Genomic DNA, 20,531 nt, shown 5'->3' on the forward strand with positions numbered 1-20,531 from the left:
AAGTTGCTAATTCACGAATGTTTTTCCTGTAGGGAGCCTGGTGATGAGGATTTGAATGGCCTTGATTAAGGATGGCAAGTCTGTTTAAGGTGAAAGCTTTAAAATTATTTGGGCATTGGTGGCATTTCCCTTTACACCTCTTTACAAATAATAATTATCTTAGTAAAATTAAGTATCCAAACCTAAAAAAGGTTAGAAAGGAAGAAGAATGGATTTAGAACAGGAAGTACCCAGATCTTCTGGATTTACCAATCTAGAACTATTAGCCAGGCAGGTGGTGGAAGGTTTTATTTCGGGGATGCATAAAAGTCCGTTTCATGGATTTTCTGCGGAATTTGCCGAACATAAGATCTATAATAGTGGTGAAGGCACCCGGCACATCGATTGGAAATTATTTGCTAAAACAGATAAGCTTTATACGAAAAGGTATGAAGAGGAAACTAATTTGCGCTGTCACCTGATTCTTGATAATTCTGCATCCATGCATTTTCCAGAAGCGAAAAGCTTTAGAAGGGATTCCCTTAATAAGATTGGTTTTTCTGTGCTGGCGGCGGCTTCCCTAATGCACATTTTAAAGCGTCAGCGGGATGCAGTGGGAATGAGTATCTATAGCAACACGTATGAATACTATGCCCCGGAAAAAGGAAGTGAGCGGCATCACAAGATGTTGCTGAGTGAAATGGATAATATTCTTAGCAATTCTATTAAAAATAAAACCACCGACAGCTACACCTATTTACATCAAATCGCAGAAAAGCTAAAACGTCGTTCCCTGATATTTTTGTTCACGGATATGTTCCAGGATGACAAAGATGAAGCCGAATTGTTCGAGGCATTAAAACATTTGAAATATAACAAACACGAAGTGGTGCTGTTCCATGTAATCGATAAAAAACGGGAGATCGATTTTGATTTCGACAATGTTCCCAGGCGGTTCACCGATGTGGAAACCGGATCACATATCGACCTTTATTCCGATAATTTTAAGGAATCTTACCGGGAAACTGTGGGAAATTATATAGGAGCGCTTAAATTACAGTGTGCAAAATACCGGATTAAATACGTTCAGGCGGATATAGGAGAAAATTTTGAAAAAATTTTAACCACCTATCTTATTGAAAGACAAAAATTTGGAGGTTAAGCGGTACTATTCCCATAAATATTTTCAAAAAAATGTTTGTGCAATATAAAAACTACTGTATATTTGCACTCGCAATAACGCAACGGTCTGGTAGTTCAGTTGGTTAGAATATCTGCCTGTCACGCAGAGGGTCGCGAGTTCGAGTCTCGTCCAGACCGCTTATTACACTTCAAAATAACGCTAAAAGCCTCTAAATCAACGATTTAGAGGCTTTTTTAATTTATTTAATGTCATTTAATAGCAAATAAACATAAGTAATTGGTGCTCAATTCGGTGCGTCTTTTTTCACTCTAAAAAGACGCACCGCGAAGCTCATAACGTACTGTTAATAAAAGGGTTGCGGGTTTTCTTTAACACTTTTACATCCCTTCATTTCGTACCTTTCTGGTGAGTATTTTAAAAGACGCACCTATGGCAACTTTACTAAACATTCTTTTTTACCTTAAACGGGGAAGATCAACACCTGATGACATTTCAGTAATATATACCCGGATTACCATTAACGGGAAACGTTCTGAATTTAGCACTGGCAGACAAATTGAGTTAAGAAAATGGAGTTCTGGAAGCGGGAACGCCAAGGGTAATTCAGATGAATCTAAATCTATAAACAGGTTTCTGGATTCCATCAAATCAAAACTTTATGATATAAATGATCGATTAATAAGAGTTAATCAGTCAATATCTTCTAAGATCATTCGGGATATTTATTTTGGAAAGGGGGAGGAGCAGCGGATGCTTATGGAGATTTTTCAGGAACATAATGACCAAATGAAAAAGCTTATTGGGAAAGGTTATACAAAGGGCACCATGCAGCGCTACAATGCCTGTAAAGCACATATTGAAAATTACCTGCTGTACTCTTACAAAAAGAAAGATATTCCGGTTCAGGAGGTGGATCATAAATTTATCACCGGCTTTGAGCATTATTTAAAATCCCAAAAAGACTGCGCTCATAACACGGCAATCAAGTATATCGTCAATTTTAAAAAGATCATCCGTATCGCCTATGCCAATCAGTGGATAGATCGGGATCCATTCTTTCACTGGAAAGGAACCTGGAAATCTTCCGAACGGGAATATTTGACTGATATGGAACTTCAGAAAATGGGAGAAATAGAATTTGATATCCCCCGCCTGGAACTGGTAAGGGACATTTTTTTATTCTGCTGTTACACCGGCCTGGCCTTTGCCGATGTGAAAAAGCTATCGGAGGATGATATTGTCCTCGGGATGAATGGAAAAAAATGGATTAAAACCAAAAGGCAAAAAACAAATTCCCTAAGCAGTATTCCCTTACTGGAAGTCCCGGAAGCAATCCTTGAAAAATATAGCGATCACCCTCAGGTAAAATCCGGAAAAGTAGTATTACCTGTGCTTACCAACCAGAAATCCAATGCTTATTTAAAGGAGATAGCCGACGTGTGTGGCATCAAAAAGAATTTAACCACTCATTTAGCCCGGCACACCTTTGCAACCACGGTAACGCTTTCTAAAGGCGTGCCTATTGAATCTGTTGGGAAGATGCTTGGGCATAAATCTTTAAAAACAACACAGATCTATGCCAAGGTGCTGGATGAGAAGGTGGGAAGGGATATGGAAGCCTTAGAAGAAAAGATCCGAAGTCAGAAGTAGGTTTTGTGTTGCGTTATTGTATCCTTCCAAAGTCCTTAATAGAAGCTTTAATCCCTTCTTTTGGGCAGAATAAGATCATATTGTGGGCAGAGTTTGAGTTTATGGTGGAGGAGTTGTGAGTTATCGGTGGTAGGGTTGTGGGTTGCCAGTTGTAAAGTTTTTAGTTTTCAGTTGTCAGTTTTTTTATCCCTAAATATTAATTCCATTGGAGAGGAAGATAGTTTTTTCACTTAATGAGATCTGCGAATATTAGCGCTATCTGTGGGAAAATTGCTAGCTTTATAATAAAGGAGCCCACAAATCAGCTCCTGAAAGGATCTTTTGCTTACGAAACCTAAAAGTCTTGCCTTCCAATTATTCTCATAATTTCAATGGTATTATCTTTAATTCGATAAAAAATACTGTCAACGCCCATACCCTTCGTCTATATCCTTTCCTGATGAAATACGGCTTGATAAAGATGTGGTTGTTCTGCAATCTTTTCAAATTGTTCAAAGAAAGAATTAAAATATCCATCTGCCAGATCTTCACCAAATTCCAAAAAACTATTGACTACGTACTACCAACCTAAAGACTATTACACTAATCCCTATTCCCGAATCCCTATTCCCTATTCACAAACATCTCAACCCACAGCTGCTTTTTCCACCCTAAAAAAAGTTGTTAGACTCTGCCAAATATGACCAATATCATATTTAATACGGGCCACCTATTTTATTTTTACTCGTGAAAAAAAGTACAGAATATGGCCGGATCTGTTAAAAAAGGAAACCTTTTCAAAAGGCTTATTCCTCCCCCTAAATGGAGAATGGCAGCAACTCTTTCAATAGGAGCATTTTTAGGTCTGGGGTTTTATATTTTAAAACTCAGCAATGCAGCCTCGTATTTATCTGATGATCCTAAAGCCTGCATGAATTGTCATGTAATGACACCTCAATACCTTACCTGGAATAAAAGTTCCCACCGTGAGGTGGCCAGTTGTAATGACTGTCATGTGCCGCATAATAACGTTTTTAATCAATATTATTTTAAGGCGATGGACGGGTTGTACCATTCGGCTATTTTTACCCTTCGCGCAGAACCTGAAGTTATTGTAGCACGGGAATCTTCAGCAGCAGTTATCCAGGATAATTGTATTCGATGTCATGATACCCGGGTAACAGATGCGAAATTGCTGGCAACTATTGAAGATCACGAATTTCACAGGACAGACCGTACCTGCTGGGAATGCCATAGGGAAGTGCCGCACGGCAGGGTGAAAAGCCTTTCTTCTGTAGGCTACCAAATTGAACCCATACCCATGCATACACCTGAAAAAAGAGATATCATACCGGCATGGATGAGATCATATATTACCGGCATGGAAGAGAATAGCGATACTATAACCCGGCCTGCACCATAAAATTTGAACTCATTTGCACTAAATAAGCTTTTAGATACTAATTCTCACACCTATGAAAAACTGGATAATTCTACTTTTAACCATCATTGCAGTATTCCTACTTGCTTTACTAGCCAACTCAATTATAGACCGGAAAGCGGAAGCCCGTTTTGCCTATCAGCCTCAGGTGGAAATAGAGGGAATAGAGCCCAGGGACTCTATTTGGGGCTTGAATTACCCCAGGCAGTATCAATCATATCGCAAAACCGCCGATACCACCTTCAGGGGACTTTATAGCACCAGCGGATTTGCAGATGTACTGGATGACCAGCCGGAACTGGTGATCCTTTGGGCAGGATATGCCTTTAGTAAAGATTATAATCAGCCCCGGGGGCACTCTCATGCAATTACAGATATCCAGCGCACCGCCCGGGTAGGATCTCCCATGGAAAAAGGTGAAGGGCCTATGCCTAGTACCTGCTGGACCTGTAAGAGTACAGATGTACCAAGGCTAATGAGTGAAATGGGGGTGACCGAATTCTACAGTATGAAATTTTCAGATTTGGGTAGTGAGGTTATAAACCCCATTGGGTGTGCCGATTGTCACGACCCAAAAACAATGAACCTTACTATTACCCGCCCGGCACTTGTAGAGGCCTTTGAGACTATGGGCAAGGACATTGCCAATGCATCTCACCAGGAAATGCGGTCATTGGTTTGCGCCCAATGCCACGTGGAATATTATTTTGCCAAGGATATCCCAGGCAAAGAAGACGCGGCTTATCTTACTTTTCCCTGGCAGGATGGGTTAACGGTGGAGGCTATGGAAGAATATTATGATAATATAGATTTTGCCGATTGGGTACACCCCTTAAGCAAAGCGCGAATGATAAAAGCCCAGCACCCGGATTATGAGATCTTCTCTATGGGAGTGCATGCAAAAAGGGGAGTCTCCTGTGCAGATTGCCATATGCCGTATAAAACTGAAGGCGGACAAAAATTTACAGATCACCATATTGGATCCCCGCTGTCCAATGTTGAAAATTCCTGTTTTGTGTGCCACAGGGAGAAAAAAGAGGATCTTGTATCTGATGTTTATGAACGCCAGCGCAAGATAAAAGAAGGAACAGGGTATTTGCAAAAGGAGATCGCCAAAGCACATATAGAAGCCAAAAAGGCCTGGGACCTTGGTGCTACTGAAGTCCAGATGGTAGATATTCTTTTGGGAATAAGACACGCACAATGGCGTTGGGATTTTACTGTGGCCTCTCATGGAGCTGCCTTTCACGCACCCCTGGAAACCAGCAGAATCGTAAGCTCTGGCACAGGAAAGATCCAGGAAACCCGAATTTTATTAGTGAGATTACTGGCTTCACTAGGGCAAACTGAACCGGTGGAAATGCCCGATTTTAAAAGCAAGGAATTTTTACAGGAGTATATAGGCCTTGATATGCCTGCCGAATTGAAAAATAAACAACGCTATATTGAAGAGGTAGTTCCCAGGTGGTTAAAAGAGGGAAAATTAAGGGAACGTGAAACCTTACCCGGCAGGAAAATTTCAAAAAAATAAACTTTGGATATTAAATAGTACTCTCACCCAGGTGCCTGCCTGGTTAAAAAAATCATTTCATGAAAATAACATTGGTTATAAGCCTGGTAATTGCTTTTTGCTGCGGCTTCACAAATATTGCGCTGGCTCAGTTTAATGTTGATGGCCAAATTGTTCAACGGGCAGAATATCGCCACGGTTTTGGAAAACTTATTGAAGAGGGCGATGAAGCTGCCACATTCATAGCCCAGCGGGCCCGTATTAATGTTCAATATGATATTGAAAGCTTTAAATTTTATGTGAGTGTACAGGATGTGCGCACCTGGGGTAATACCCCGCAGGTAAAATTGACCGATGGTTTCCTTTCTGTACACGAGGCCTGGGCCGAAACCTCCCTGTTTGAAAATTTTAGTGTAAAACTGGGTCGGCAGGAGCTTAATTATGACAATTTCCGGTTCCTTGGTAATCTTGATTGGGCATTGCAGGCAAGAGCGCATGACTTTGCTCTCTTAAAATATGAAAAAGGAGCGATGAAATTACATGCAGGAGGCGGTTATAACCAGGAAAATCAAAATTTGAGCGGGAATTTCTTCAGCATTCCCAACCAATATAAAGTAGCTCATTTCCTTAGGTATGAAAATGTGTTTAGAAAATTTAATTTCTCTGCACTTTTCTGGAACAATGGATTGCAATTCTCAGAATTTGATCTTAATAATGAAGTGATTAATACCGGAATTCATTACCGTCAAACCCTTGGCCTTCCTACTTTGAGGTATCAGGTGGGCAATACAACTTTTTCAGGCTTTTATTATTACCAGTTTGGTAAGGACCGTGAAGGCAGGGATGTAAATGCTTATGATGTCAGTGCCCAGGTTTCGCAAAATGTTGCCTTAGATCCCGAAAAAGGACAAAGTCTTAGATTCACCCTGGGTATAGAAGTCCTTAGTGGTACAGATCCCAACAGCAACACCGGAGAAAACAATTCCTTTTCTCCGCTTTATGGTACAAATCACGCACATAATGGGTATATGGACTTGTTTTACGTGGGAGGAAGGCACGAGAATTCTGTAGGATTAAGAGATCTGTTCTTAAGGATAAGATATGATGTGAACAAGAAGCTATTTATGTCTCTTAATACCCATTCATTTTATAGTGACGCCCCTGTTTCCGGTATTAACAATGAGATTAAAAAGCACCTGGGTTATGAAACAGATCTTTCTATGGGATATATTTTGAACAGCGCAGTTTCTTTCCAGGGTGGGTACAGCCAGTACTTTGGGAGCAATAGCATTGAATATTTGCAGAATGTACAGGATGCGGCAGGGGTGCAAAACTGGGGATATCTTATGATGATCTACAGGCCCACAATGAAAAACCGGTTCATCGGTTTGCTGTTTTAATTTTTGCGGAAAAGAGATTGGTTTTTTATTTAAAAAGGATTGTTATGAAATTTATGAAATTGCTTTTGTCTACCAAAGTTTCTTTTCTACTTATTGTAGTCTTTGCGGTCGCGATGGCGGTAGCCACATTTATTGAAAATGATAGGGGTACGGCTGTGGCAAGAGAGGCAGTGTATGAAGCCTGGTGGTTTGAGGTATTATTGATATGGCTTGCAGTGAATTTTATCTCACACATTAAAAAATATAAACTCTTTACTGCAAAGCGCTGGCCGCTTGGGGCATTTCATATCGCATTTGTGATCATGATCCTGGGTGCAGGGGTAACCCGATATTTTGGTAATGAAGGTATTATTCATATAAGGGAGGGCGAAGTAAAACATACATATTTTTCCGCAGGGCATTTTCTTCAAATAGCCGAAGCAGATATTGATAAAAAGCTACGGTACCAGAAGCCTATGGAACTGAGTTCTTATAAGTTTAAGCCTCAAACCGTGATTGCCGGCCTGGGCAATAGGTCATTTCATGTTAACATTGAAGAATACCTGCAGGGCGCCCATAAGGAATATGTCCCCGGGAAAGATACCCTTATTGAGGTGGTATTGGCTTTTGGGGGAATAAGGGAAGACCATCTGCTCACAAAAGGAGATAATTTGCCCATGGGGAAACTGGGCCTTTCCACAAGCACAGCAGGAAAGGGAGATATACGCATATTTAAGGAAGACAGTCTCTGGATGGTACAGAGCGATAAGGATATGCACATAATAGAAATGAGCAGCCAAAGGATGGGAATGCTCCGGGTAGGGGAGACGCTTCCGCTGCAGATGCGGAGTCTTTACCAGGTAGATTCGGTTGCATTCCTTGTGAAAGGGATTTACGAAGGACAAGAGATCGTATACCATTCTGATGATCACGGGGGTATGGCCACAGATCAAATAGATGTGGTAAAAATTAAGGTGACAGATGATGCGGGCAATGAATTAATGAATAGCTATACTCCGCTTGTAAGCAGGGATCCCCAGAAACATGTATTTTTCGCCGATGGGGAGAAATATTATCTTACCTACGGGCCCCGTGAGGAGATGCTGCCATTTGCACTTCAGTTGAGGGCATTTGAGCTGGAGCGATACCCGGGCAGCGAAAGCCCTGCCAGTTATGCCAGCGAGATGCAGGTGATAGACCACGAAGCCAGTTTCCCGTACAGGATCTTTATGAACAATGTGCTGGATTATAAAGGATTCCGGTTTTACCAGGCATCCTATGACACCGATGAGAAAGGCACGATATTATCTGTAAGCCAGGACAGGCCAGGCACTTATATCACCTATTTTTCCTATACCCTGCTCACTATTGGGATGTTCTTTACTTTCTTTGTTAAAGGCAGCCGCTTTAGTATGTTAAACAGACGATTAAAATCTGAAGCGTCCAAAAATACCAAAAAATTACCCAAGGCATCTGTAAAAGGGGAAAATATTCGGTTGGCAAAACCGGAAAACGGCAGCCCAAAAGTCTTTATTCCAAAAGCAACTACCCTTAGCATATTGCAGATCTTTCTGTCTTTATCTTTTGGCATTAGCGCTTATTCGCAGGAACAGCTACCAGATGTTATACATACGGTAGTGCCTGTGGAGCACGCAAAAGTATACGGCGGGCTGGTGGTGCAGGATCTTGATGGCAGGATGAAACCCTTGAATACCCTTGCCAATGAGATCACCCGCAAGCTTAGCGGCCGCACCGCTATCACCGTAAAACAAAAGGAGGGGGATATTGTGCTCACTGCCGAGCAGTTCCTACTGGCCGTGCAGCTTGATCCTGTCGCATATAGTTCGTTGCCGCTCATAAAGGTAGATCCTAAAAAAGCCAGTGCAATTTTTAAGGCCATTGAACTTGACCCGGTAAGCAGTGTGAGTTTTAAAGATTTACTGGATCCCGACGGGCGTTATATGCTGCAGGATCTGGTTGAAGAGGCTAACCGACTCAAACCTGCGGAAAGAAACGAGGCTCATAAGGAACTTTTGAAGGTAGATGAACGGTTCAATATTTTCTATGCCATCCTGCGGGGAGATTTTCTGAAGATGTTTCCTAATAAGGAAGACACAAACAACACCTGGTTTACATCCAATGAGCATGCCAATTTCCTCGAGGAGGATGCCCGGTTTGTAAAGAATATCACGCCCCTTTATATGTCGGCACTTGGCAAAGGATTTGTCTCGGCCAATTATAATGAAGCCTATGAGATGCTTTCATATATACAACTTTTTCAGGAAAAAGCCGGAGCGGCGGTATATCCCGACAATAAAATAGTAGCAGCTGAACTATTTTATAATGAGCTTAATTTAGGAAACCGCCTCTTTGGATACTTTTGGATCCTGGGAACTATAATGCTGATCTTCGCCATTGTCAAACTTTTTAAAAATTATAAATGGCTTAATATCTCCTGGAATACAGGCCTGGTATTTGCCTGGCTGGGGCTGGTCCTATTTACCTTTCACCTGTCGTTGCGATGGTATATTGCAGGCCGGGCTCCCTGGAGTGATGGTTTTGAAATGCTGGTATTTGTAGCCTGGTGTATATTGTTTTTCGGACTTATTTTTGAAAAAAAATCACATTTCACTGTACCGCTGGGAATCCTCTTTTCGGGAACCCTGTTGTTCGTGGCTTTTCTGGACTGGCTTAATCCCGAGATCACCAACCTGATGCCGGTTTTGCACTCATATTGGTTAAAAATACACGTAGCCGTAATCGTTAGCGGATACGCGCCTTTGGCCCTTGCGGCATTGTTGGCGCTGTTAAGCCTGTTGCTGCTTATTTTTAAACCTGTAACACCATCGGCAAAATGGTGGAAGAGCATGCAGGAATTAAGTATGGTGAATGAGATGTCTATTACCATAGGCTTGTTCCTGCTGGCTGTAGGCACCTTTCTTGGAGGGGTTTGGGCAAACGAAAGCTGGGGCCGTTACTGGGCCTGGGATCCAAAGGAAACCTGGGCACTTATCTCTATTATGGTCTATGCCTTTGTACTGCATCTAAGGCTCATTCCAAAACTCAAGAATGCTCTTGTACTCAATATTGCCAGTCTCTGGGCTTTTTCGACCATAATTATGACCTCTTTTGGCGTGAATTACTATCTCTCAGGATTACACTCCTATGCCTCGGGAGATCCTGTGCCTATTCCGGAGTGGATCTATTGGATGGTAGCCGCACTGTTGCTGGTTTCAAGGTTGGCTGTAATACGCTACAAGAAATTATCAAAAAAGGAAAGGAAGAGTTTGTTGGCGGTTTAGTGGTAATCCCGATTCCTGAACCAGCAAGGAACTTTTCCTGTTATAAAGCTATTCTTCAGCTTGCTTATATTTCATCCAGGTATCGAGAAGAAAAATCTGTACCCGACTTTCATTTTTACTGTCAATAACCAGTTGGACCTTCTCTTCTTCCGCAGCCAGTGAAATAAGCCTGCCCATTTGTTGATCTGTCAAATCCATCATATTTTTAATATAATCTCTGTGGCCTTCCAAAATCGCAATGTTTTGAATCTTTTTTTCGATGAGGATATTCCGCTTTAATTCCTTGGTCCTCCCGTTAATCGCATTGAGAATTGGATCCACCTGAAGATTGCCACCTAGCAGACCCAGAAGATGTATCCATTTAAAATCTCCGGCGGTTTGCAATCTTCTCTCGTTCAAAGTAAGAGTTTTTATTTCTTTCGGAATGATCCCGAGGCTCACCGCATTTATCCTCGAAACATCCGTAACCCTCACTTCCTCCAGTTCATTGTTGCGGCTTGTCATACTTATTAGTAAGGGGCTTTTCATTACATCATTAGAATCCACCAATTTGATATGGTCATTCATTGCTACGTGCGAAAAAAGCAGGGTATCTCCGGCTTTGGCACTTAGCAGGAACTCTCCATTATTATTGGTTGTCGAAGATCTGCCGGTGGAGATATTTTTTAGGTATACGTTTTCAAGAAGGATGTTGTCACTTACTACCCGGCCTTCAAGTATTGTTCTTTCCTGGGCGGTTGAGTAAAGCGTAAAGAGACTAATTAGAAGCGTGAAAAATATTCTTATTCTGCACATTTTTTTTAGTGTAAGGCAAGCAATGCTTTTCCCTGTTTTACTTTTTTTACACCCATTGGGGCGAAAACGATATGCTAATTAAAGGATAATAAATATTAGTTTTAAATTGTTGAAGACAATTATTGAGTTATTTTCTACAATTCCTTAAAGCTAAAGCTATTGAAATGAAGAGTGGTGATAATCTACCAAATTTTTCCCTATATGAAAGCGGTGCACCGCATTTCAAATCATATCACTGCGTGGACAGAGTATATATTTTACAATAAGAAAAATAAATTTGGCAAAACAGAGTTTTAATATAACAGAAATAACGATTGGATCCGCGCCAAGCTCGATACGGCAGAACAGCGTGGCTTTTTCCATCGAAGCAATAAAGAGATATTGGAAATAGCCAGGAATGGAGAGTAAAAAGGTCTGCAGACTTAGCCTTAAGGCCGAAGAAAATCTATTAAGAATGTAGTATAGATATGGAGTGAGTAAATCCCGTAATCAACAAACTACCCGGCACTATTTTTGCTTTATTGAACAGGTGCCAATTTAAATATTAAAATGCCGGCTTCCGGAAAGAGCTCATTGACCCTACTCAACTCGCTTTTTTTCCGGAACCGGCATTGCTTTTTAAATCAATCTCAAATCTTTCATGATCCCAATAAGATGGGGGTTGGTATTTGCACCAAATTCTTCCCGCAGCTCTTTCAGGCGTTTTTCAATAGCACTCTTACTGCTGGGTTTGATATTTTTATTTTTTAATTCCTTTTCTATTTCATCCTGAGTGAGGCCATTGGACAGATGTTTTACAATACTTATTTCAAATTCATTCAGGCTTAACAGGTTATTTTGTTTCAAGGCATTTTCTATAGCGGGGGAATTATAAGTTTTGCCCTGGCATACGTGCAGTATAGCAGCCTTCAGGTCCTTAAGGCCATTCCGGTCTTTACAAACATAGGCGTCAATAGCGCCGGAATCCCATAGATCCCGAACGGTTTGCGGATGGTCTTCAATAGAATTCACGATGATTTTAAGATTTGGATCTTCTTTTTTAAGAAGTGCAATTAATTCCTTGCCCGAAGGGATTTTTTCATCCCGGTGATCCTGTTTAAAGGAAAGATCACAAATAAGAAGATTAAATGGATTTTTGTCCTGAATGGCTTTTTTTGCCTTTAGCCAGGCCTGGTCGCAATACTGGGAATGTGCCACTTCAGCAACACCAAGATCTTTCAGCACTGCTGCCACAGCCTCATTGATGCTGTCCATATCTTCCGCTACAAGAACTTTTTTAAACATGTTGCCGTTTTATGATGGAATCCGGATCACTATTTTTAATCCTTTTTCCTTTTCAGATTCAAATGTAAGGGTTCCTTTTATTGAAAAAATACGGTTTTCCACATTTTGAAGTCCATTTCCGGATTTTAGGGTTTTTATAGATGCACCAATTCCGTTATCGGAATAATGAATATTTAGATACCCTTTTTCTTCAGAAAAGATCACAGCTACCAAACTTGTATTGCTATGTTTTTTCATATTGATCATAATCTCCTGTAGCACCCGGTAGATTACAATCTTTTTCTCGACATTAAAGCGGTCCCAGTTGATAGTTTTTTCACCGCGAAGGATCAGCCTGGCATTTTCAGGTATCGTAGAACTAAGGGTTGCCAGTAAATGCGGCAGATAGTTCGTGCCGGTAGGGATACTGCTATTCTCCCGGGAGATATTCCGCGTACGACTATAAATATGTTCAAGTTTATCTATAGTGGCAGCTGGCGCGATGTTTTGCATGCTGCTCATTACATTATAAACATCGTTTGCCAGCTCGTCATGGATTTTTTTGGAAATCCTGTTTTCAGTTTGATGCACTTCCCTTATTTTTTCTCTTTTATGGCGCTGGCGTAGATAGTAAAAAATAAATCCTCCTGTAGTTAAAAGTAAAAGACCACCCAGGGAGAGAACGATTATTTTATTTTCCAGTTGTTCGGTTTCAATTTTCTGTACTGTAGCCTCTACTTCCAGCTCATCGATCTCCTGTTGCTTCTGCTCCTCATCAAATTTTATTTTGGCGAAATTATTTTGGGCTTTTAGGTTCGCATTTTGAAGGCTATCATTAAGTGTGATAAATCTGTTGGTATAGCTTTCAAACCCTTTAGTAGGAGAAAGACTTATGATTTTTTTTAAAGCACTCAGTTCTGAATTTGGACTGGAATTCTCCCTCGCTGTCTCCAGCCATTTAATAGCATAATCCATGGCTTTAGGCAGATTTGTTTCTTGATGGTAATTTGACAGATGGTCATAACTGGAAATGAGCCCGTCCAGTTCATTATGCTGTAATCTAATATTTAAGGCCAATTGAAGCTCATCCAATACGTTTTTATCAGGATCAAGTTTCCATTTTGTATATGCATAATTGTCTATAAATCTTGCTCTTGAATCCTCATCAACCTGGTCCACTTTTGCAAGGATATTTTCAAAGATCTCTAAAGACTTTTTGTAATTTCCCTGTTCCCTTAGCACTAATGCGATGTTGTTTAGGTAAGAAAGGCTGTCTTCTGTAGATCTCGAAAATTTTAATGCATTCTCATATTCCCTGATAGCATCATCCGGAAAATCCCGATTTCTGTAGGAGATCGCGATCACGTTATATGCGGTGCTGATAAATGAAGTATCTTTTTCTTTAGATAATAATCTCAGGCCGGTTGTTGCAGACTCCTGGCTTCCTAAGTAATCGGCCATTCGGGCTTGTGCATTGGCCATTTCCAGGCTTCTTTTGCCGGCTGTTAACCTGTCTCCTATACTTAACGATCGTTGCCTGGATAGATAATAGTTTCTGAATGCCTCTTCCGAATCATTTATATACCGATAAACGTTGGCTTTACGGTAGTATCCCAATGCTTCAAAATAAATGTTGTCCTGGCTTTGGGATATATCTATCAGTTTATCTGAATAAACCAGTGATGAATCGTAGGCTTTCAATTTATTTAAAACATATATTTTGCCATCCAGCAGGGATAAGGTAATAGTGTCATACTTACTGGCAGCAATTAATCCCTCTTCAAAATATGTTAGCATTTGCTGGGGAGAATCTGCTTTCAAACCTTTTTGAAAAAGAACTTCTCCGGCTCCCGGTTTTACTTCTTTAGCTTCCGCTGGCTTTTTTTCGCAGCCTGCAAAAAAAAGGCAAATCACAATTATATAAAGGTAAGTTTGGGGGGATCTCATGGAACGAAAATAATAAAAAAAGCCGCAATATTTTTGCGGCTTCAAATATTTAGCAAGGAAACTGGATTATCCTCCTATAGGATCCTCTGTTAAATCTGTTTTATCGTTCCCGGTATTTCCAATTTCTTTAAAAAAAAGAGATATTGCCAAGCCTTATATTTTTTTGACGGGAATACTGTAAGAGGTAAAAATCGCTTCGGCGAGCAACCTTGCTTTTTTGATGGATGCACCATAAGATCGAAGGACCGGTATGGAAGAAAATTCTTATTTTGTAAAATTGCTTGTATTTTTTAAAAAAGTTCAAAATAACCTGTCGCTGGCTAACTGTAATTAATTCTGCACCTGATTGCGGTGGAATCTAAAAATTTCCTTAAGCCTTGACTTTGCATTTTCAGTTTATGAAAAATCTTCGGATTCTTAAATAATAAGAAAAAGAAACCCGCCATTCCGGCGGGTTTCTATGTTTACAGTAACTTTTTAAATTAATCTTTAACTTCTTCCGTTTTAAGTTCAATAGGTTTTTTGATTTCATTTCCTTGCTTATCCAGCACTTTTACTTCATCAAAGCCCATTTCCTTAAATTGGTCAAGCTGGGTTGCAGCGTCTCCAACCACCAGGTAAGCCATTTTTGACTCATCCAGATATTTTTGCGCCAGCTTCTTGTGCTGCTCAAGGGTCATAGCTCCAATAATCTTCTCTTCCTTCTCAATATATTTAGGGTCAAGATCATAAGCACTCATTTCCTGTAGCATTCCAAGTAACGACCCCTGAGTTTCAAAACGAAGGGCGTTAGATTTTATCAATGCATTCTTTGTGAATTCCAGATCTTCGGGAGTTATACCCTCTTTGTATTTGGCGATTTCATCTCTAAAAATTCCTACAGATTCTCCTGTGGTATTTGTGCGTACACTCGAAGAAGCGGTAAAAGTTCCCGGGATTTTTGATCCGCTGAAACCTGAACGTGCACCATAGGTATATCCTTTTTCCTCACGTAGTATAAGGTTAACATTTCCGGAGAAGGATCCCCCAAGCTTGTAATTCATCACCTCTGCCGGGAAGAAATCTTCACTGGTTCTTGGTAAAGCGATGTATCCAATGTTGATAACCGATTGCTTGGCATTAGGAACATCCACAAAATATAGGGATGCCTTGTCACGATCATTACTAACATCAAATTCGGGGATATTTACCTCTTTTGGCTCCCATCTTTCGGCTAGACTTTTTGCGGCTTCTAATGCTTCAGCTTTAGAAATATCACCTACTATATGCATACGACTGACAGTAGGGGAAAAATATTTATTATAATATTCTTTTAGATCTTCGATTTTAATAGATTCCACAGATTCTACTGTTCCTGAAGTTGGATAAGCAAAAGGGTGGTTCTCACCATAGAGGACCTTGTTGTAAACCTGGTTTGCAATCACGTTAGGATTGGCCTCATTTCTTTTTATTCCATTAATAGTACTGGTTTTTATGCGGGCGAATTCCTTTTCATCCCAACGTGGTTCAAGTAAAATCTCCTCAACCAAAGCCATTGTTTTATCAAAGTTACGCGTAAGGGTATTCCCACGAATAACGATAGATTCGTTGGTGGTGTACATGTTGATACTAGCCCCAAGCATGTCTATTTCTTCTTCCAGTTCGGCAGGAGTTTTATTGGCAGTACCTTCCATCAGGATATCTGTCATTAAATTTGCCACTCCATTTTTACTTAAGTCGTCCAGTAAATGTCCTCCTTCAATAACAATACTGAAATTCACCAAAGGCAATTCAGTTTGTTCCAATCCGTAAACCTCAAGTTGATTACCAAGTGTTTCTTTCCAGGAATCAGGAATATTCAATTTCGGAGTTTCACCCATTTCAGGTTGAACAGAACGATCGAATTTTGAAGGGGTCTTTTGTATTTCCTGTTGTACTTCGGCTACTTCAGATTCCACATTCTCTGTAATCTCTTCTTCAACCACTTCGGCTTTTTCAGAATTTTCTGCAATTAGGTCCAAATTTCCCTTAGGTACAAAGCTTGTAAGAATGAAAGGCTTGTTTTTAATGTATTCCTTGTAAACGCGCATTACATCTTCTTTTGTCACTGCACGAATGTTTTGGATGTCCTTTTCGATGTAACCGGGATCTCCGGTAAAAACATCGTACCGGGCTAATTGGAAAGATTTACCAAGAACACTGCTTATTCCATTGTAAAAGTCGGTTTCCTGGCCAGCTTTAATTCTCTCGATATCCCTTTCAGTCACACCCTCTTTTTCAAATAAGGCGAAGGCTTCCTCAATACCTGCTTCTACGCTATCAAGATCTACACCTGCATTTGCGGTTACAGAGATTTGAAATTTACCGGCAATTTGGCTGGCACTGTTATAGGCAAAAGGTCGGGAAGTAAGCTCCTTTTCTTCTACAAGAACCTTGTATAAGGGTGCTTCTTTTCCATCATATAGTATTTTCCCAAGGAAATCCAGAGCATAGGCATCTTTGGTATATTGCTCAACTACGGGCCAAACCATATTGAGTTGAGGTGCTGTAGCGAAATTATCCTCGTGGTAAAGGCGTTTGGTTTGCGGAAGTGTAACAGTTTGTATTTCCAGAGGTGCAACTTCCTGTCGTTTTTTAATTTCTCCAAAATATTTTTCTATCAGCTTCTTGGTTTCTGCTTTGTCAAAATCTCCTGCAACAACCAAAGTCGCATTGTTAGGTCCGTAAAACTTATCATAGAATTCTTTTACATCAGCTACGGTGGCATTTTGAAGATCTTCAAGTTCTCCAATTACCTGCCAGCTATAAGGATGTCCATCTGGATATAGATTTTTGTCAATTACCCAGCCGGTGTGCCCGTAGGGGTTATTGTCAACCCGCTGACGTTTTTCGTTTTGTACAACTTCCTGCTGATTGGCAAAGGCAGTTTCAGTTACTGTATTGATTAGGTAGCCCATCCTGTCAGATTCCAGCCACATTACCATTTCGAGTGCATTCTTAGGCACCACTTCGTAATAAACTGTTCCGTCCTGCCAGGTTCCACCGTTTAAAGTACCTCCGGCGTCCTGAATCTTTTTAAAGAATTGATCCTGCGGAACATTTTCAGATTCCTGGAAGAGCATGTGCTCAAAAAGGTGAGCGAAACCTGTGCGTCCTTTTTTCTCGCGGTTAGATCCTACCCCATATTGTATGGCTACAGAAACTATTGGATCCGATTTGTCCTGATGAAGGACTATATTAAGGCCGTTATCCAACTCATACTTTTCGAATTCGATTGATAACTCAGGATCTTGATTGGCTCTTTCGCCTCCTACAGCCTGGTCGCAGGAAACAAATGCTACCACGCTTAAGGAAAGCATAAAGGCCATCAGTTTAAACTTTAAATTTGTCATTTTAAAATGTTTTGATTTATGATGGTTAAATATATAGAATTGATTTTTAGGGAATTGAATATTATCAACAGAAAATGAAAATAAATTGATTTTTTCTCATTTATTGTCGTAAAAATCGATTAAACCAGGTATTATTTTATTGTGAGGAATTGAAGCATACTAACCTATCTATACTTTTTCCACTATACTTCTTTTTCTCAATAAATTATCGCCAACTCGTATTGTATATGTTATTATATAACTTGTGCATTTATTTTAAGGCTTACAGTTGTGCTATTATAGTTTGTTTTGACCAAAAGAGTGTTTATGAAGAAGAAAGAAAATGGAACTAAAATAATAAAGAAGCCCTGGCCCACTAAAGATGCTATGGAACAGGTTTATAAAATGAAACTTTGGGGTGCCAATGAATCAGATTTTTATTCAGGTTTAGGGTCTCATGACCCTGAGATAGTAAAGCCGTATATAGATGTATTAAAATCATTTTTAAAATCTTTTAAAAGTCCGCTAACGGTATGTGATTTAGGTTGTGGGGATTTTAATGTAGGAAAAGAATTGGTTAAGCATACTAAAAAGTATGTTGCTGTAGATATAGTGACAAACCTTATAGAACATAATAAAGGAAAATTTAAAGAGGAAAATTTAGAATTCCTTTGTTTGGATATAGCCGTAGATGAGCTGCCTTCTGGAGATTGTGTGATTTTAAGACAAGTATTGCAACATTTATCAAATGCTGAAGTTGAAAGCATAGTGAGGAAGTTGACTGATTTCAAATATGTTATTTTGACCGAACATCTACCTGAAGGAGATTTTGTTCCCAATAAAGATATAATTTCAGGACAAGGAATTAGATTAAAAAAACGAAGTGGTATAAACTTATTAGCTGCACCATTTAATTTGAAGGTTATGGAAGAAAAACAAGTATTGTCTGTTAGTTTAAATGATTATAAAGGGGCTATAGTAACTACGTTTTATAAGATGTTTTAAACTGTAATTTTTTATGGTCTTGCATTAAGCTGTCACGCTTTGTCCGTTCCTCATCATATCCTTGTATTGAAATTTAAAGCGATATGAGAAAACTTGGAATCATACTTAAGAAAACATAATCACTGTGTAATTGAAAAAAATGAAATAATAAAATGACTGAAATTTTTCTGTATATTTTAGATTGGCCCAAAAGAAAACAGGCAGTTTTGCCGGTCGTCTTTTTATTCCTTGCATTCACTGGTTTTGCACAAACGGTATTTCCCGTAAAATTTGCTACCCAGGCCAATGTCAAGGTGTACGAGGTTGATTTTGAAACCCAGGCCGACCTTAAAATATTCCGTGTAAATTTTCAAAATCAGGCAACAGACTGCAGCGGAATCTGGTTTTATACAGATTTTGTGAATCAGGCGCATTGGAAAATATTTTTTACCAACTTTGAAACCCAGGCAGATCTTAAGATCTTCTATGTAAAATTCCGCAACCAGGCAGGCTGGAGAAATGAGGAAAAGAAACTACTTTATTGCAACTGAAATAAATTCCAAATTCCAAAAGCCAAATTCCAAAAGCCAGAACTAATTTCATAAATCAAATTTTAAAATCCTTAACATCAAAATATAAAACAAGAACCTTATATGCAACTACCGTCTACCGGCTACTGACTAACGTCTAGCCACGAGGGTCAACACACAAACCTCAAAATAAAATACGTGCCACCTATCGACTTTACCCTAAAAAGACTCCTAACCCTTAACCTTCCAACCTTGCCAAAAATCCGCCTCCTTTTAATTACGCTATTACTCTTCTCCGGAAATATTCTCATCGCCCAGGTAAAGATCTCCTCCTGGAATCTGCAGAACTTCGGAAAAACAAAAACAGAAACTGAAATTAATTTTGTCGCTGAAGTTTTAAAGGAATTTGATGTGGTGGCACTGCAGGAGATAGTGTCAGGATTTGGTGGAACCCAAGCGGTGGCGAAACTGGCAGATGCTTTAAACAGGAAAGGCGCTAAATGGGACTATGTTGTGAGTGATCCTACTGAAAGTACTCCTTATGCTACCGAGCGTTACGCTTATTTATGGAAAACGGCCAGGGTGAAACAGGCAGGTAAGGGGTGGCTGGATCAAAATTATGTGGCTGAAATAGACAGAGAACCCTATATGATGGATTTCAGTTTTGAAGGGGAGCTCTTTACTCTGGTAAACTTTCACGCAATCCCTAAAAAGAAACAACCCGAAACCGAGATCAAATATTTCAAGTTCCTTCCCGGTAAATACCCCACCAAAAACCTGGTCTTTCTGGGAGATTTCAATGTTCCGCAGAGCCACACCGTATTTAATCCGCTGAAAAAGACTGGTTATCGCCCGGTTTTTATGAACCAGAAGACCACGATGAAAATGGAATGTGTGGGAGAGGAATGCCTGGCTTCAGAATATGATAACATATTCTTCAATTCCCGAAAACTTAAGCTGCTGAATTCCGGGGTGGTATTGATCTATAAAAGTTTTCCCGATATGAAAGCGGTGCGCAGTATATCAGATCATATCCCTGTGTGGGCAACGTTTGAATTTTCTTCGGAAGGTGGGGAGTTGGAAGAGGTAATGCAGGAGTATTGAAGTTTGTAAAATTTGACTAGTAAAGATCTATTCGTTAATGTTACGGATTACAAATCCGCGCCATTAGGTAGCTGGCTATTCAGAGCTTGATTTTACAGGTTACAAATTCGCGCCCTCGAGTTGAATGTTGAATATTAAATTTTGGAACTTTCCCGAACGGTACGGGCGGGTTTT

13 protein-coding genes and 1 tRNA gene are annotated in these 20,531 nt (G+C 40.0%); 10 read left to right on the forward strand and 4 right to left on the reverse strand.

Annotated elements, in window-relative coordinates:
* The first annotated feature begins 208 nt into the window (after positions 1 to 208).
* The 7 genes from GILLI_RS12185 (at position 209) to GILLI_RS12215 (ending at position 10,384) form a co-directional block, all read left to right on the forward strand.
* Positions 209 to 1,141: a DUF58 domain-containing protein gene (locus GILLI_RS12185; RefSeq protein WP_006989418.1), complete on the forward strand. Its 933-nt coding sequence runs from the start codon at positions 209 to 211 to the stop codon at positions 1,139 to 1,141.
* 84 nt (positions 1,142 to 1,225) lie between these two features.
* Positions 1,226 to 1,299 (forward strand) — tRNA-Asp (locus GILLI_RS12190).
* 253 nt (positions 1,300 to 1,552) lie between these two features.
* Complete coding sequence (locus tag GILLI_RS12195) at positions 1,553 to 2,773, forward strand: site-specific integrase (protein ID WP_006989419.1); 1,221 nt, start codon at positions 1,553 to 1,555, stop codon at positions 2,771 to 2,773.
* Between the two features lie 745 nt (positions 2,774 to 3,518).
* Positions 3,519 to 4,175 (forward strand): cytochrome c nitrite reductase small subunit, encoded by a 657-nt coding sequence (gene nrfH, locus GILLI_RS12200; RefSeq protein ID WP_006989420.1) that lies wholly within the window; start codon positions 3,519 to 3,521, stop codon positions 4,173 to 4,175.
* Positions 4,176 to 4,227: 52 nt separating this feature from the next.
* Positions 4,228 to 5,724, forward strand: coding sequence for an ammonia-forming cytochrome c nitrite reductase (gene nrfA, locus GILLI_RS12205; RefSeq protein ID WP_006989421.1), 1,497 nt, complete (start codon positions 4,228 to 4,230; stop codon positions 5,722 to 5,724).
* Between the two features lie 59 nt (positions 5,725 to 5,783).
* Positions 5,784 to 7,103: an alginate export family protein gene (locus GILLI_RS12210; RefSeq protein ID WP_006989422.1), complete on the forward strand. Its 1,320-nt coding sequence runs from the start codon at positions 5,784 to 5,786 to the stop codon at positions 7,101 to 7,103.
* Between the two features lie 44 nt (positions 7,104 to 7,147).
* Entirely contained in the window at positions 7,148 to 10,384 is a 3,237-nt protein-coding gene (locus GILLI_RS12215; protein WP_006989423.1) for a cytochrome c biogenesis protein, read from the forward strand.
* Between the two features lie 48 nt (positions 10,385 to 10,432).
* Here GILLI_RS12215 and GILLI_RS12220 read toward each other — a convergent pair whose 3' ends face one another.
* The 4 genes from GILLI_RS12220 to GILLI_RS12235 all read right to left on the reverse strand — a co-directional run bounded on the left by GILLI_RS12220 (position 10,433) and on the right by GILLI_RS12235 (position 17,760).
* On the reverse strand, positions 10,433 to 11,179 hold the full coding sequence (locus GILLI_RS12220; protein WP_006989424.1) for a peptidase associated/transthyretin-like domain-containing protein: 747 nt from the start codon (positions 11,177 to 11,179) through the stop codon (positions 10,433 to 10,435).
* Between the two features lie 618 nt (positions 11,180 to 11,797).
* The gene (locus GILLI_RS12225) at positions 11,798 to 12,463 is read right to left on the reverse strand and encodes a DNA-binding response regulator (protein ID WP_006989425.1); all 666 of its coding nucleotides are present in this window, start codon (positions 12,461 to 12,463) and stop codon (positions 11,798 to 11,800) included.
* 9 nt (positions 12,464 to 12,472) lie between these two features.
* Complete coding sequence (locus tag GILLI_RS12230) at positions 12,473 to 14,389, reverse strand: tetratricopeptide repeat-containing sensor histidine kinase (protein ID WP_006989426.1); 1,917 nt, start codon at positions 14,387 to 14,389, stop codon at positions 12,473 to 12,475.
* Between the two features lie 482 nt (positions 14,390 to 14,871).
* Positions 14,872 to 17,760 carry a M16 family metallopeptidase gene (locus GILLI_RS12235; RefSeq protein ID WP_006989427.1) on the reverse strand — a complete coding sequence of 963 codons (2,889 nt, stop codon included), beginning with the start codon at positions 17,758 to 17,760 and terminating at the stop codon, positions 14,872 to 14,874.
* Positions 17,761 to 18,066: 306 nt separating this feature from the next.
* Between GILLI_RS12235 and GILLI_RS12240 the strand changes: the two genes are divergently transcribed.
* The 3 genes from GILLI_RS12240 to GILLI_RS12250 all read left to right on the forward strand — a co-directional run bounded on the left by GILLI_RS12240 (position 18,067) and on the right by GILLI_RS12250 (position 20,357).
* The gene (locus tag GILLI_RS12240) at positions 18,067 to 18,744 is read left to right on the forward strand and encodes a class I SAM-dependent methyltransferase (protein ID WP_006989428.1); all 678 of its coding nucleotides are present in this window, start codon (positions 18,067 to 18,069) and stop codon (positions 18,742 to 18,744) included.
* Between the two features lie 152 nt (positions 18,745 to 18,896).
* Positions 18,897 to 19,274 (forward strand): 7(1) septoil knot domain-containing protein, encoded by a 378-nt coding sequence (locus tag GILLI_RS12245; RefSeq protein WP_006989429.1) that lies wholly within the window; start codon positions 18,897 to 18,899, stop codon positions 19,272 to 19,274.
* 177 nt (positions 19,275 to 19,451) lie between these two features.
* Entirely contained in the window at positions 19,452 to 20,357 is a 906-nt protein-coding gene (locus GILLI_RS12250) for an endonuclease/exonuclease/phosphatase family protein (RefSeq protein WP_006989430.1), read from the forward strand.
* The last annotated feature ends 174 nt before the right edge of the window (positions 20,358 to 20,531 follow it).

The sequence above is a fragment of the Gillisia limnaea DSM 15749 genome (assembly GCF_000243235.1).
Lineage (GTDB): Bacteria > Bacteroidota > Bacteroidia > Flavobacteriales > Flavobacteriaceae > Gillisia > Gillisia limnaea.